11 protein-coding genes are annotated in these 14,812 nt (G+C 52.3%); 8 read left to right on the top strand and 3 right to left on the bottom strand.

What is annotated here, in order from left to right:
- Window positions 1–16: 16 nt before the first annotated feature.
- Window positions 17–2,428, bottom strand: coding sequence for a phosphocholine-specific phospholipase C (locus AC3WQT_RS21770; protein ID WP_492707025.1), 2,412 nt, complete (start codon window positions 2,426–2,428; stop codon window positions 17–19).
- A gap of 239 nt (window positions 2,429–2,667) precedes the next feature.
- Between AC3WQT_RS21770 and coaE the strand changes: the two genes are divergently transcribed.
- The 4 genes from coaE (at window position 2,668) to AC3WQT_RS21790 (ending at window position 7,077) form a co-directional block, all read left to right on the top strand.
- Window positions 2,668–3,333 carry a dephospho-CoA kinase gene (coaE, locus tag AC3WQT_RS21775; RefSeq protein ID WP_492707026.1) on the top strand — a complete coding sequence of 222 codons (666 nt, stop codon included), beginning with the start codon at window positions 2,668–2,670 and terminating at the stop codon, window positions 3,331–3,333.
- Entirely contained in the window at window positions 3,330–4,463 is a 1,134-nt protein-coding gene (gene coaD / locus AC3WQT_RS21780; RefSeq protein ID WP_492707028.1) for a pantetheine-phosphate adenylyltransferase, read from the top strand. Before coaE ends, coaD begins: the two co-directional genes overlap by 4 nt.
- 224 nt (window positions 4,464–4,687) lie before the next feature.
- Complete coding sequence (locus AC3WQT_RS21785; protein ID WP_492707029.1) at window positions 4,688–5,812, top strand: ABC transporter substrate-binding protein; 1,125 nt, start codon at window positions 4,688–4,690, stop codon at window positions 5,810–5,812.
- Complete coding sequence (locus AC3WQT_RS21790) at window positions 5,809–7,077, top strand: GGDEF domain-containing protein (RefSeq protein WP_492707031.1); 1,269 nt, start codon at window positions 5,809–5,811, stop codon at window positions 7,075–7,077. The genes AC3WQT_RS21785 and AC3WQT_RS21790 overlap by 4 nt, the downstream gene beginning before the upstream one ends.
- Here AC3WQT_RS21790 and argP read toward each other — a convergent pair.
- A complete protein-coding gene (gene argP / locus AC3WQT_RS21795; protein WP_492707033.1) occupies window positions 7,058–7,969 on the bottom strand; it encodes an HTH-type transcriptional regulator ArgP in 912 nt (303 codons plus the stop codon). The genes AC3WQT_RS21790 and argP overlap by 20 nt on opposite strands.
- Before the next feature lie 205 nt (window positions 7,970–8,174).
- Between argP and AC3WQT_RS21800 the strand changes: the two genes are divergently transcribed.
- The 4 genes from AC3WQT_RS21800 (at window position 8,175) to AC3WQT_RS21815 (ending at window position 12,305) form a co-directional block, all read left to right on the top strand.
- Window positions 8,175–8,783 (top strand): LysE/ArgO family amino acid transporter, encoded by a 609-nt coding sequence (locus tag AC3WQT_RS21800; RefSeq protein ID WP_492707035.1) that lies wholly within the window; start codon window positions 8,175–8,177, stop codon window positions 8,781–8,783.
- Window positions 8,784–8,838: 55 nt separating this feature from the next.
- On the top strand, window positions 8,839–9,216 hold the full coding sequence (locus tag AC3WQT_RS21805) for a hypothetical protein (RefSeq protein ID WP_492707037.1): 378 nt from the start codon (window positions 8,839–8,841) through the stop codon (window positions 9,214–9,216).
- A 241-nt stretch (window positions 9,217–9,457) separates the two neighbouring features.
- Window positions 9,458–10,867 (top strand): TolC family protein, encoded by a 1,410-nt coding sequence (locus AC3WQT_RS21810; RefSeq protein WP_492707038.1) that lies wholly within the window; start codon window positions 9,458–9,460, stop codon window positions 10,865–10,867.
- Between the two features lie 25 nt (window positions 10,868–10,892).
- Window positions 10,893–12,305 (top strand): multicopper oxidase family protein, encoded by a 1,413-nt coding sequence (locus tag AC3WQT_RS21815; RefSeq protein ID WP_492707040.1) that lies wholly within the window; start codon window positions 10,893–10,895, stop codon window positions 12,303–12,305.
- Between the two features lie 63 nt (window positions 12,306–12,368).
- On the opposite strand, the gene AC3WQT_RS21820 is transcribed toward AC3WQT_RS21815, so the two are convergent.
- The gene (locus AC3WQT_RS21820) at window positions 12,369–14,768 is read right to left on the bottom strand and encodes a putative Ig domain-containing protein (protein ID WP_492707042.1); all 2,400 of its coding nucleotides are present in this window, start codon (window positions 14,766–14,768) and stop codon (window positions 12,369–12,371) included.
- Window positions 14,769–14,812 lie beyond the last annotated feature (44 nt).

Genomic DNA, 14,812 nt, shown 5'->3' on the forward strand with positions numbered 1-14,812 from the left:
AACTGGTTATTGGGCGCTACACAATCGTCAATGTTACCGGGCCAGCCAGGACTGAGTAGGCATCATTGTATAAATACCAAAGCGCATAATTGCCCGCTGCGAGGCTGGCGGTATTGAGCGTCACGCTGCCCTGACTATTGCCAGCATATTCCCATTCTAGTGAATTGACATTACCTGGCACAGCACCGGCTGCGTATATACCTATCCAGTTCTTGGCGTTGACTTGTGCAGGTAATGCCGCATAGGAGGCAACGACATTGCTGCCGCGCGAGATGCGCGGTGTGGTGGTCAGGCGGGTGCTGTTAGCTTGGCGGCCGATCAAAGGGTCTGTGCGATTGTTATTACTGTTGTTACCTACGGCTTCAACATGACCGGCTACCCGGCGAAAAAACTGGCTGTCGGCGCTGCTGATGATGCTGAAGTCATACCAGCCAAAACTGTTGATCAATGGGTATTCCAGCCGCAAACTCTGGCCACCTGCCAGCGAATAAGTATTTGCCAGGCTGCCATAGGCATTGTCGCTGACGGTGAAATTGCAGGGTTGGACATTGTCGAGATTGGATAGTGTGAGCACCAGCTTGCCACTGTTGTTATCGTGAGCTGCCTGCACCTCCGGCTTGACGATGGCTGTACTGTTGCCGCGCCATTCACGCATCAAACCATTCGGGCCATAGGCGCTGAGCTGGTAAGTATCTGTGCTCCAGTTCCAGGTTTCTTTCTGGATTTGCTTGCCAGCTTCAACGGTGTAATACCAGGGGCCACCAGTGCGTATCTTCGAATACACGATAAATGCAGCGCCAGCGCTGCCGTTATTGATGAAATTGACTTCCAGTTGCCTGCTGTTGCTGACCCTGGCCTGTGCTTCCAGCAGATAAGGCAGTCGGCAGGCCGGGCGCGGCCCCTGCGCCTGTGGGTAGGCTTCCTGACGCGGCTGGCTCTGGTTGATGGGTGGCACTGGATAAGGCTTGCCATTGACAGGAACATAAGCTGCAGTTTTTGGTACCGTCATTGGCCAGTTTTGATCAGGGGATTTGAAATCAAATGCAGAAGTCAAATCGCCACAGACCGTGCGTCGCCATGGCGATATCTGTTTGCAACTGACTGCGGCCCTGTCCTTGCCCAGGCCATTGACCAGCCATTCTTCAAGAAAGCGCAACTTTGATGTGTGGTCAAAAACCTGGGAGCAAACCTTGCCGCCTTTGCTCCAGGGCGAGATCACCAGCATGGGCACGCGTGGGCCCAGCCCAACCGGTTCATTGCCGTATTTTTCATAAATGCCATTGTCGGCCAGGGTAGACCTACCCATGGCGGTAGTGATGGGCGGGATGTGGGGCGGCACATGATCGAAGAAGCCATCATTCTCATCATACATCAGTAAAAACACGGTCTTCGCCCACACCTCGGGCTCTGCCACCAGCGCAGCCAGCAAGCGTGCGGTCAGGTTTTCACCCGCATTGGGGGAGTTGGGTGAATGCTCGGTGTAATCATTTGGTGCGCATATCCAGGATACCTGTGGTAACCGTCTATTGCGTACGTCATCTGCAAAAGCGCTGACCAGGCCGTCCCCCTTGCTGCCACCTACGCTTGCACCGGGTGCCATGCTGCGTGCTTTCTGATATAACGGCGAGCTGCTGTTTAACCTGCTGCCGTCTGCATTGACGCGGAAATTCTTGAAGTAGGCGAGGTAGTTGTCGCCGTAATTATCCCACTCCTGATACACCTTCCAGCTCACCTGATTGGCTTCCAGCACTTCTGCATAAGTTTGCCAGTTGGGTGCGCTGGCCGTGACAGCGGCCGAGACATTGTCATTGGCCGGGTCGGCATTGTAATAATCCCTGGCATCTATGTTATACAGGCTGCCCATGGCACCTAACCAGCCTTGGCTGGTGCCCGTCAGTGAATACATGCGGTTGGGGTCGGTCGCACCAAAGATCGAGCAATGATAGGCGTCGCAAATGGTGAACGCATCTGCCAGTGCGTAATAAAACGGCAGGTCGCCACGGTCAAAATAACCCATGGTTTGTACCGTTTTTTTGCTGACCCAGGCATCCCAGCCTTGCCAGGTTTGTTGAGAACCTTTCCATGAGTGATTGGTGCCTACCGACAGCGCGCTGGTGTTCCTGGCGTCGAAATGAAAAGGCAGGACACTGCCACCAGCAGGATTGGGTTGTTGCCAGACTGGTGCGCCATTTGGCAAGCTGATGGCACGCGGATCATCGAAGCCACGCACACCGGCGAGGGTGCCAAAGTAATGATCAAAGGAGCGATTTTCCTGCATGAAAATCACCACATGGCCAACATCTGCCAGCGTACCAGTGACATTGTTCGCCGGTACGGCGAGAGCCTGTTGTATTAGCCCGGGTAACATGCTGGCACCCGCACTTGTGGCTGAAAATCGCAAAAACTTTCTGCGGCTGTCTGAAATCATTGCTTATCCTTTTCCATTTAAGTTTAGCGCTTAATCAGTGCTTAATACTGTATGAAAATATATTTAAAATATTTCAACGGTATGACAGTGTCGGTTTGGAAAAATGGAATCAGCTATGCTGGCCTTCAGTAGTTTGATGGGTTTATTATTTTGGTTGAATAACCAAAATAAGCTTGTGATTTGAGTGTTGATGTATTAAGCTTTCAATATTGGTTGATTGTCCAATATTAAAACTTGCCATGAGTACTGTTTTGATCTCCGCTTCTATTCCTGTTCCTGACATGGTCAGGCGTTCCCGCGTGGTGTTGATGACTGGGGGCATGGGTTGCGGCAAATCTAGTGCTGCGGCTGGTTTTCTCAAGCTGGGTGTGCCGGTTATTGATGCAGATATGGTGGCACGCAAGATACACCAGGACAGCCAGCATCCGGCAATGGCAGAAATAGCTTTGGTATTGCCCAGGTTGCTGACGGATGCTGGTCGCTTACGACGTGGCATTTTACGTACAGTACTGATCAATGATATTGATGCAAATCGCTGCTTGCGTAAATTGCTGCAACCCTATGTATTACAGGCCATGTGGCAGTGGACCATGCAGCAAACTACAGCGTATGTCATTTGGGAATCAGCATTGCTGCCTGATGAAGTTGATGGCTTCGTGTACGATAGCGTCTTGCTAATGCAGGCGGATGAGGAAACACGCCTGCAGCGCCTGCGTCATCGTAATCCTGAATGGACGGAAGCGGAGATACGGCAGATTTTTCAGATGCAGGCACAGGAATATGCTCTGCGGAGACGAGCCCATGATCTGATCGTCAAGATAATCAATCGGGGCAGCATCGCAGAGCTGGAACAGGAAGTCTTGCAGCAGCATCTTATTTATATGGAACATTGGGGTACACAATGAAAAAAATCGCATTCTCTGGCACCCTTGATCCCATCACCAATGGCCATCTGTGGGTGATACAGGAGGCCAGGGCATTGGCTGATGAAGTCGTGGTCTTCATTTCTGAAAACCCGGGCAAGAAGCCGCAGTTTTCTGCTCCTGAACGCAAAGACATTATTGAGCGCAGCGTGGCCGAATGTGGCTGGCGCAATGTCAGCGTCGTCATCGTCAAGGGCGATTACACTGCCCGAGCTGCCAAGCGCCACGGCATAGAGTATCTGGTGCGTGGCATACGCAATACATCAGACTTCGATTATGAAAACCTGATACAGCAAACCAATGTTGATGTACTTGATGGAGCAAAGACGATCTTTGTCATGCCACCACGTGATTTGGGCTCTGTCAGCTCCAGTTTCGTGCGTGCCTTGCAAGGACCGGTGGGCTGGCACTGGACGGTAAAAAAATTCATGCCCATGCCAGCCTACATTGCCTGGATTAAAAGCTGGCTGCGCACTGACTGGCAAAAACTCTGGGAAGCAGAGGCTGATGTCGACAGCGCCAAGCTGGACCACTGGTTTGACTACCTGACGGGGGATGACGCCTACGGTGGCGCGCGCCGGACTTATCATAATCTTGATCATCTGGTGCATGGCCTGAGTGAAATCTCTGCATGGGCGAGCAATACCGGCGCCAGCAAGTCGGATGTGGCGATATTGAAAAAAGCTTTCTGGTTCCATGATGCGGTCTATGGTGGTGAGCATGCCGGTTTGTCGAATGAAGAGCAAAGTGCCAGATTGTGGCTGGATGCGAGCCTGGGTTCACAGCATGCACAGGAAGTAGCCGACCTGATACGGGTGACGGATCACTTCCAGAGTGCAAACCTGAATCATCCACTGAAGGACGGCATGTTGGGCGTTGATCTGGCGATACTGGGCCAGGCAGCAGATACCTATGATGCCTATGCAGCGGCAGTAAGGCTTGAATACAGTCATGTCGATGACGCCACTTATCAGACGGGCAGGGCGCGGGTATTGAGCCATTTCGAGGCACAGGCGGAAGCGGGCAAGTTGTTTGCCGATGCCTGGTTCGCTGATCTGTACACCAGCCAGGCACTGGTGAATATCAGACGAGAAAAAGCGCTGTTGAAATAAGTAGCCTCCAAAGCAGTATTTATCTCCATGACACATCCAGGCTCATTCACATAAATGTGAGTTTTTGTGAATGAGCAACTTTTCACATCTGAAAACCGCGAAAATAGAGTCTGAGTAAAAAACTGTCAATTCACCGTACTGATGCGTGAATTTAAGACAGGCACTTGTCCGGTCTGCATTTATTGCTGTCGCATGATTGCAAGACCTGATGCGCGGAGGCAAGGATGTGGATATATCGTTTGGGTTTAAGCCTGTTGGCCAGCATGATGTTGTTCATGCCTTGCGTGGCCCTGGCTATGACAGTCACCTTCCTTAATCCGGGAAAATCGGATGAAATTTATTGGGTCACAGCCAGCAACGGTATGACGGCTGCTGCCCGCAGCCTGGGCATACATCTGGAAGTGATTTATTCTGAGCGTGATCATTTAAAGACGCTGGAATACGCCAGACAAATCGCGGCACGCCCTGCGAACAAGCGGCCTGATTATGTAATCTTGTCGAATGATTATGCTGTTGGCGCCGAAGCCTTACGCATACTGGATGCAGCAGGTATCAAGACTTTTTTCGCCTATAGTGGTATCAATGATGCCGGTGACAGAGAAAAAACCGGCTTGCCACGTCAATTGTACAAAGGCTGGCTGGGTGTGCTGGAACCGCAGGCCGAAGATGCCGGTTACCTGACTGCGCGTGCGCTGATACAGCGTGGCAAGGCCGAAAAAATGTTCAGCTCCGATGGCAAATTGCATATGTTGGCGATTGCCGGAGACAGGTCTACCGCCACCTCGTATAAGCGTAATGAAGGCATGCGCAAAGCAGTAGCAGAAGCGAATGTGGTATTGGACCAGGTTGTGTATGGCGACTGGAATCGTGCCAAGGCGCAAGAGCAGAGCGTCTGGCTGTATCAACGCTATCCCCAGACCAGGCTGATCTGGGCCGGGAATGATTTAATGAGCTTTGGTGCAATGGAAAGCTGGCGCGTTCGTGGTGGCAAGCCTGGGCGCGACGCACATTTCAGTGCCATCAATACTTCGGCTGAAGCTTTTACTGCACTGGAGTCTGGCAGCCTCACGGCCCTGGCTGGTGGTCATTTCATTACTGGTGCGTTTGGTCTGGTGATGCTGTATGACTATCACCATGGCAAGGACTTTGCGGATGAAGGTCTGGAGCAAAACAGGTCCATGTTCATTTTATTCACACCAGAAGAAGCCAGACGTTTCCAGCAATTATTCGGGGCGCAGAATTTTGATAAAGTGGATTTTAAAAAGTTCAGCAAATTCCTTAATCCTGCCATCAAAAAATATGATTTCAGTTTCCGCAAATTATTGACCGAGTCAGATCCACGTAAATGAGCAATCAAGCCTTGCAACCGATCGCCAATTTGTTGATACGCCGTGTCTTCAAATGGGTCATCCTGTGCGTGGTGTGTATCAGCAGTTTGCAAGCCTGGCTCAACTACCGGGCAATAGAAGAAAACTTCAATATGACTGTGAATGATGTGGCCCATGCCCATCTTCCTTTGTTGTCGGTCGCTATCTGGGATATAGAGCCGCAAACCATACAAAAGCAGATTGCATTAATCCTGAAAAATAAAACGATTTCTTATGTCTCTATCAAGGCCAGTACCGGGCAACAGTTTATCGGCGGCGATGTCAATGGCCTTGCCAATGGCCAGCATATGAAATTTGACATACCAGCACCCGCAGATGCCAGCAAGTCTGTTGGCACAGTAGAGTTCGTGGTTGATAAAACCAGTCTGCGCAAGGAATTGCTGCGCAGCTTTATTATCGTCATTATTGAAGTCATTATCGTGTCGATTTTTATCTTTGTAGCAGTGGTGGCGATATTGCGGCGCGATCTGGAAAAACCCATGCGTCAACTGGCCGATTTCGTCAAAAACTTGCAAGCCAATCAACTGGCCACCAAGCTGGAATTAAAACGCAAACCGGAAAACGGTTATAACGAAATTGACCTGGTCGTTGACGGTTTCCGTACCATGCAGGATAGTCTGCAAAAGCATATTGCCAATCAGGATGCCCTGGTAGCAGAAAGGACCAGCCAGCTAGAAGCTGCCATGAAAACGCTGAAGCAATTGTCGATTACCGATGGCCTGACCAATTGCTATAACCGCTTGCTGTTCAATGAACGCATGCCAGCAGAAATACAAAGAGCCATTCGTTATCAACGTCATTTGGCACTGGTGTTTTGTGACATTGATTTCTTCAAGAAAATCAATGATGAATATGGTCATGCGGTAGGTGACAATGTACTCATCGCCTTTACCCAATGCCTGTTGGATGAGTTGCGGGCAGACGTAGACTGGATAGTCCGTTACGGTGGAGAAGAATTTATCATGGTCTTGCCAGAGACCAGCCTGATCGCGGCACTGGAAGTGGCAGAAAGAATACGCCATAAAGTGGAACATGATCTTGTCATTCGCCTGCCAGATGGCCGTATATTGCACATTACTGCCAGTTTTGGTGTGGCACAACTACAAGCCGCAGACAGTATGGAAAGCATGGTGCAGCGCGCTGATGAATGGTTGTACAAAGCCAAGTCCCAGGGCCGCAACCAGGTATACCCCAAGGCCGCGCCAGTTATTCACCTTGCCCCTTGATTTGCCGCAGACTGCCCCGGGCTTGCCTGACCAGGGTATTCGTCAGACGTGCCAGCCGTGGTGTTTGTACTTTCCAGTGATGCCAATACAGGGCCACATCCACAGGGTGGTGCGGCATCAGCCTGACCAGTTTGTCCTGATCCAGATTTTCCAGCATGACATCAGGAATTACGCCCCAGCCCAGTCCCAGTAAAATCGACTGGTTATACGGCGTCGTTGCCGGTACATAGTGGGTGGGGTAAGCATGTTCCTGCAGTCCAAAATGTTCGAGCAAAATCTGTGCTTGCAATTTGTCCTTGCGATTGAAGGTCAGTACCGGTGCCAGCCTGGCTGCCTCGCGCGTCATGCCTTGCGGGAACCAGCTCTGGCAGTATTCTTTGCTGGCAACCGGATGGTAACGCATGAACCCCAGCGACACCGCCTGGCAACCCCGCATGGCATTTTTCTCGGCAGAAAGGCAGCCGAGGACCATGCCGCTTTCCAGTAAATCATGGGTGTGATCCTGGTCATCGATCAACACTTCAAGCAAGATATTTTCAGCAATCAAAAATTCTGCCAGGGCGGGCAGCAGCCAGCTATCGAGACTATCGGCATTGACACCCAGGGCAATGCTGATGGCGGCACTTTGCTGACCCGCAAATTCACTTTGCAAATCCTGTTCAAGCTCGGCGACCCGGCGCAAGTGTTGCACCAGTTTTTGCCCTGCTGCCGTGGCACGGCAGGGGCGGCTGCGTACCAGCAAGGTATTGCCCAGTTCCATTTCCAGTGCCTTGATGCGCTGGGAAATGGCAGAGCTGGTCAGGTTCAGGGACTGGGCTGCCTGTTCCAGGCTGCCATGGTCAATGACACTGAGGAAGGCTTCACATTGGCGGCTGTCTAGTCTTGATTGCATGTTTTATTCAACGGTACTGGTGATTTGGGCCAAAGACCTCTCAACACAGAGGAAGGAATGATTTTTAATCATCGATCTGCAGAGAATTTTAAAAGAACTAAATTTATGAATTAAGAAATTTTAATGAAATTTTAAATATTTTAAATATACTTCATATTAATCTCTTTTGTCGCCAGAATCCCTGTATCGACAAACGGGGAGACAGATGATGTTGGCTTTTATACTCAAGGGCATGGGCATGAGTGCAGGTTTGATCATGGCCATCGGTTCGCAAAATGCGCATGTCCTGCGCATGGGCTTGCGCAGGCAGCACGTGGCTTTGACAGTAATGATCTGTATCGTGTGTGAAATGCTGCTGATACTGGCTGGTGTCGCGGGTATAGGGGGCATGATCAATAGCCAGCCAGTCTTGCTGACGATAGCTCGCTGGGGCGGGGCAGCATTTCTGATCTGGTATGGCGTGCGGTCTTTGCGGAATGCGGCTAGTCAGCAAAGTCTGGTGACTGAGGCTGGAGAGTTGAGTCTGACGGCGGGCAAGGCCGTACTGGCAGTGCTGGGAGCGACTTTGCTCAATCCCCACACCTATCTGGATACTGTAGTGCTGTTGGGTGCCATAGGAGGGCAGCAGCCAGGCAATGGCAAATACTGGTTTGCCGTGGGTGCCATCTTGAATGCCACGATCTGGTTTGCCACCCTCGGCTTTGGTGCCCGCCTGCTCGCCCCCTGGTTTGCCAAGCCCATCGCATGGCGGGTGCTGGATAGTCTGGTCGGTATTGTGATGCTGATGCTGGCACTGAATTTAATGCTGGGTTGATCTTGTTTTGATCTGGTCGTTTGTTGAAAAGTCCGAATTGTGATAACTTCGGCACATGAAAAAATCCTGGCGTTTATTGATTGCTTGCCTGTTACTGGTACTGCTGCCCCTGCAGGGCTTTGCTGTCGCCAGTAAATTGGGCTGCGCCATGGATATGCCTGTCCAGGCTGGTATTGCTGTTGCCAGCGACAATGAACATTGTCAGCCAGTTGCCAAGGCTAACGGTGACGATATCACCCATGCTGTAAAAGGCAAGGTAGGCGATCATTGCAAGTCTTCTTCCCCCTGTTGTATGGGCATCGCCCTGATGCCTGCTATCCAGATTTCTACATTTGTTCCTGTGCATGATGATGCCCAGGTACTGCCTGTCCTGTTACCCGCATCTGTGCCTGCGCGCATGCTGGAACGTCCTCCTAAAGCTGTGTTTGCCTGAATAATTAGCTTGGGTTCGTAGCTTGGGTTATCTCGTAGGTTGGGCTCCGCTTTATCAGCCCAACACTGGGCATTTAAATAACGTATACGTTTGTTGAGGCTGAGTGTTGGGCTGGTAAAACGTAGCTCAACCTACAAGAGTAGCCTAGCGAGGCCCGGCCCAAGCTACGAGGTAACCCAACCTATAGCAGTTGCACGCATTCCCAATTTTGCAGAAACACACTTCTTACCGCGAGGACTTCATGTCGCACATTCATTACCGATATCTGTTACCGGCATTGCTGGTGATGACTGGCTGTGCCAGTTTTGATATTGACCAAAGTACGCAAAAACTCAATCAACAATATCCCGCTTACACCCAAGGGAAACTGGCCCTGGCCGCCAAGCCCGAACAGCAGAAAGACATGCAGGCCAGGGCTGCTGTCTTGTTATCAGAACCCTTGACGCAAGATGCTGCCATGCAAATTGCCTTGCTGAATAGCCCATCACTGCAGGCCATGCTGGCGCAACATCAGGCAACGGGAGCCAATATGGCGCAGAGTGGCCGTATTGCCAATCCACTCTTTACGTTTGAACGCAATCGTCAGTCCGGTGAGTTGGAAATTGGACGCTTGTTGAGCTTCGGCCTGCTGGACTTGCTAAGCCTGCCACAAAGGCAAAGCATGGCGCAGCATGGTCTGGCGCAAGCACAGACGCAGCTCAGTCTGGATGTCATCGACAGTATCAACCAGGTGCGCGTGGCATGGGTCAAGGCAGTCGCGGCACAACAGAGTCTGGAATATGCCAGACAAGTCGGTGAGGCTGCCGATGCCAGTGCCATACTGGCAGAGCGCATGCTCAAGGGCGGTAATTTCAATACCTTGCAGGCAGCACGCCAGCAAGCTTTCAAGGCCGATGCAGCGGCGCAGCTCAGCTTCGCCCGCCATGCGAGTCTCGCCTCTCGCGAAGAACTGGTGCGCTTACTGGGGCTGAATGATGAACAGGAAAAAGCACTTAAGTTACCTGAGCGTCTGCCGGATTTACCCGCTACTCCGTTGGCAGCAGAAATCCTGGGCCCGCAAGCGACAAAAAACCGTCTTGACATACAACTGGCAAAACAGGAACTCGATGCCGCCGCAACACGCCAGGGCTTGGGTGTGGTCAGCAGCTTTGCAGATATTGAATTGGGCGTACGGCGCGACACCAATTTTGATGCGGCGGGGCATAGCGAGATTAAACGCGGCTTTGAGGTGAACCTGAGGTTGCCACTATTTGACTGGGGCGATGCGCAGAGAACAACCATGAATGCGAATACCCTGGCCGCCAGTTATCGCCTGCAGGCTACGGTCAATAATGCAGGTTCGCATCTGCGCGTCAGCTATTCAGCCTATCGCAACATGTACGATATCGCCCGGCAATATCGTGATGAGATACTGCCGCTACGCAAACGCATTTCTGCTGAAAACCAGTTGCGCTACAACGGCATGTTCATCAGCGTGTTTGAATTGCTGGCCGATAGCCGCGAACAAATCAATAGCGTGCTGGCAGCCATCAATGCAGAACAACAATTCTGGCTGGCTGACGCTGCCTTGCAGGCCGAATTGCTGGGGCGTCCGTCTGCAAGTAGTCTGAATCCCGTCAAATCAACTGCCACGGCAGAAGCAGCGCATTGATCACAAGATCTGCGAAGGAAATATCATGAGTACAAGAAGAGATTTTTTTAAATTGGCGAGCATCGCAGGTGGGGCACTGGCAGCAAGTACGGTCAGTAAAGTGGCATTGGCGGCCTTGCCAGAAGCAGTCACACAAACCAGCCCGGATACCATGCCGCCCCTGCAGCCAAAAAATGGCCGTCCGTATAATCCGGTAGTAACCCTGAATGGCTGGACCCTGCCATGGCGCATGAATAATGGCGTCAAGGAATTCCACCTCGTGGCCGAACCCGTGGTGCGTGAAATGGCACCCGGCATGAAGGCGCATCTGTGGGGTTATAACGGTCAAAGCCCCGGCCCGACAATAGAAGTGGTGGAGGGGGACCGCGTACGCATTTTTGTCACCAACCGTTTGCCGGAGCACACCAGCGTGCACTGGCACGGCCAGCGCCTGCCAAATGGCATGGATGGTGTATCCGGCCTGACCCAGCCATCGATACAGCCGGGCAAGACCTTTGTCTACGAATTTGTGGCACGCCGCCCCGGCACCTTCATGTATCACCCGCATGCCGATGAAATGACGCAAATGGCGATGGGCATGATGGGTTCCTGGATTACCCATCCAAAAAATAAACATCCGCAGATTGATGAAGTTGACCGTGATTTTATTTTCCTGCTCAGTGCTTATGACATAGAGCCAGGTGCCTTCAAGCCTAACATCATGACCATGACAGACTTTAATTTATGGTCATGGAATAGCCGTATCTTCCCCGGCATCGATAGCCTGAATGTGCGCAAGAACGACAGGGTCAGGATACGCGTCGGTAACCTGACGATGACCAACCACCCCATCCACATTCATGGCCATGAATTTACCGTGACTGGTACCGACGGTGGCCCTGTGCCCAGAACCGCACGGTGGCCTGAGGTGACGACGGACATCGCCGTGGGCCAGATGCGGCAGATGGAATTTGTCGCCGATGAAGAAGGTGACTGGTCCTTCCATTGCCACAAGAGCCATCACACCATGAATGCCATGGGCCATAGTGTGCCGTCGATGATAGGTGTTGATCATAAAGACGTGGCTGACAAGATCAACAAACTCATTCCCGCTTATATGACCATGGGTGACAAGGGCATGGCAGATATGGGGACGATGGAAATGCCGCTACCCGACAACACCATCCCCATGATGACAGGCGAGGGGCCATTTGGCGGGCTGGAAATGGGCGGCATGTTCAGCGTCGTCAAAGTGCGCAAGGACCAGAAACCGGGTGATTATAAAGACCCCGGCTGGTTCCGGCATCCCAAAGGCACGGTGGCGTATGAATATACCGGGCCGGTGGCAGATGCACCGCGCCCGCCTGCCGATCCACATGCCGGGATGGGGCATGGCGCGCGTGCTGTGCCGGAAGTTGAAGTGCAGGTGCGCAAGCCGCAAGGTCATAGCGGACATTAAGTTTCGCAAGCAAGAATGGGTAGTATCAGTAAGCCTGATTCCCCCATTCTTGCATTGGCTTTCTTATTTCGCCGTTACTGTCACTGGCATATTCACAGTTGCCGTCCTGCCGGTATTGTCAGTGGCTGTGATTTTCAGTGTATAGCTGCCTTTCACAGGATTACTCCAGCTTGCGATGATATTCGTGCCACTCATGCTGAAGTTTAATCCCAGCGGCGCACCGCTAATCGAAATAGATAGCGAAGTTGCGCCAGGCGCTGTGATACTGATGGTGCCCGTCAAGGCCTTGCCTGCCACACCCGTCATGGCAGGAGCATTGATACTCAGGCCAGATGCTGCGATGCTGATGTTGAATATCGCCTGGTTGCTCAAGCCAGTCTTGCTGTCTTTGACGATGACTGTGACGATATACTTGCCGACCAGTGGGCTGGCCCAGGTGACAGTACCAGCCTGGCTGATGCTCATGCCGGATGGCGCACCACTAAGGCTGTAAATCACTGCATTGGCTGAACTGGCATTTACATTGAACGACAAGGGGCTGCCGGCTATGCCATTGATCGTGTTGGCAGTGACTACAGGCGGCACAGGTGCTGTAATCGTCACAGTATATGTACCCTTGCCACTCTGGCCTGTTGCTGCATCCAGCGCAGTCACAATCACGATATATGTGCCCGCAACAGGTGCGGCCCAGGTGACTGTACCCGCGCTGCTGATAGCCATGCCTGATGGATTGCCGCTCAGGCTGTAAGACAATGCATTGCTTGCCGTTGCTGACACGGTAAAGCTCAGTGCAGTACCAGTCTGGCCACTGATGCTTGCAGAGGTCACGGTTGGTGCTGGCGTGACGATTGTGCCACTGATGGTACCGCTGAGTATGCTGAGAAAATTACTGACATTCGGCGTACCCAAGCCAGTCAACTGATCATGCCCGGACTTGGCTGTGCAACTGGTACAACTGCCATTGCTGCCTTTGACTACATCGGCAAATACACTGGCGTAGCTGCCAGGTACGGTGGCGATTTTGTTGTACAGCATGGCATGTGGTGCACCCAACACAGCTTTGCCTGCTTGTACCAGCGTCGCATTGGCAACAGCGATGATGCCTGCCCATTGCGGCGTGGCCAGGCTGGTACCACCGGCACTGACCCAGCTCACTGTGCTGCTGCCGGGTGTCATGATCGCTACATATTGACCAGTATTCGGATCAGAATTCATGGATACATCGGCCACTGTCCGGCGTGCAGGGGCGCCCATGCCTGGCACTGTCGTATTTTGATAGGCGGGGGTGGCTGTATAAGCGCTGACGCCACCACCGGTATTTGACCAGGCAACTTCAGTTCTGCTGCCGCCTGAATAACTCAGGCTGGTCCCGCCTACAGCCACCACATTGGGTGATACTGCAGGCCATTCAACCGCCGGACCATTGTCGCCGGACGCTGCGAGATAAGTCATTTTTGCAGTGGTGAATGTATTTTCCACGCCTGCAGTCCAGCTACCTTCAGCAGCACCAAAACTCATCGATACCACACCTGGCCCCATGGCATTCGCCAGCCTGATGCCGCCCACCATGTTGCTCATGGAAGAATCTGCCGCTTCGATCAGGATAATACGGGCCAGCGGTGCGGTCGCATGTGCCCACTGCACATCGAGTGCAATTTCTGTCGCCCAGCCAGAATCATAGGCCGGTGCAGTACTGTTCATGCTGCCAGCACTGGTGCTATACACCACAGAAAATTCACAGCTTGTGGCAGATGCTGCAGATAAAGGTAAGACGGTACCTGAAGCGATATTTTTTACAGCGCATGCAGGCAGGCCAAATTTTTGATTGAAGGCATTCAGTTCTGCCACGATGTTGGGGTCATGCTTTGCATTGACGATATAAATTGTCTGACCCGCGCCCAGCAGGGCAGCTTGTGCCGCCGTCAAGTTGCTCATGCTTGCGGGCAGTGCTGGCAAACCATACGCGGCACGTATTTGTGCCGGAGTATAAGTGGATACCACGCCAGTACCAGCTGATGGCAACACATCAATCTGGCCCGCCGCAATGGGTGGTGGTGCCAACTGCGGGCGAGGCAATGAGCGTATTGCGGATACTGTCAACCCACGACCACGCACGCCTTGCCATTCGCGCGGTATGGCTTGCATTGCAGCAGGCACGCGGGCTGATCTGCTGCCATCCATGACATCAATATCGGCAGGCGCATCAAGCAGGACTGGTGCGAGGTGAAATGTGGGCTGGGTGTGTTGAATCGCCACGTCTGGCGGGAGTACGGGTACGGCGATTTCCAATGTGGTCGTGCCTGTAGCGACCTCTGCTGGCGGTAAGGTAATGGCAGCATTGCTGATCTGGGGGCTATCGCCACCACAAGCTGTAAGAAGACTTGCCGTGAAAAGTAGACTCAGCCATGTAAGTAACTTAAGTGGCCTGAGCAACCTGAAAAATATTCTTTTTTTGATGATCACGTATGCACTCCGATATCAGCAGAGGGCGGTGATTCGGCAGTAAA

It is taken from the genome of Undibacterium sp. FW305-107 (assembly GCF_058788535.1).

Coding starts and splice junctions, on each gene's coding strand:
- AC3WQT_RS21770 (WP_492707025.1), bottom strand. CDS start 2,428: ATGATTTCAGACAGCCGCAGAAAGTTTTTGCGATTTTCAGCCACAAGT.
- coaE (WP_492707026.1), top strand. CDS start 2,668: ATGAGTACTGTTTTGATCTCCGCTTCTATTCCTGTTCCTGACATGGTC.
- coaD (WP_492707028.1), top strand. CDS start 3,330: ATGAAAAAAATCGCATTCTCTGGCACCCTTGATCCCATCACCAATGGC.
- AC3WQT_RS21785 (WP_492707029.1), top strand. CDS start 4,688: ATGTGGATATATCGTTTGGGTTTAAGCCTGTTGGCCAGCATGATGTTG.
- AC3WQT_RS21790 (WP_492707031.1), top strand. CDS start 5,809: ATGAGCAATCAAGCCTTGCAACCGATCGCCAATTTGTTGATACGCCGT.
- argP (WP_492707033.1), bottom strand. CDS start 7,969: ATGCAATCAAGACTAGACAGCCGCCAATGTGAAGCCTTCCTCAGTGTC.
- AC3WQT_RS21800 (WP_492707035.1), top strand. CDS start 8,175: ATGATGTTGGCTTTTATACTCAAGGGCATGGGCATGAGTGCAGGTTTG.
- AC3WQT_RS21805 (WP_492707037.1), top strand. CDS start 8,839: ATGAAAAAATCCTGGCGTTTATTGATTGCTTGCCTGTTACTGGTACTG.
- AC3WQT_RS21810 (WP_492707038.1), top strand. CDS start 9,458: ATGTCGCACATTCATTACCGATATCTGTTACCGGCATTGCTGGTGATG.
- AC3WQT_RS21815 (WP_492707040.1), top strand. CDS start 10,893: ATGAGTACAAGAAGAGATTTTTTTAAATTGGCGAGCATCGCAGGTGGG.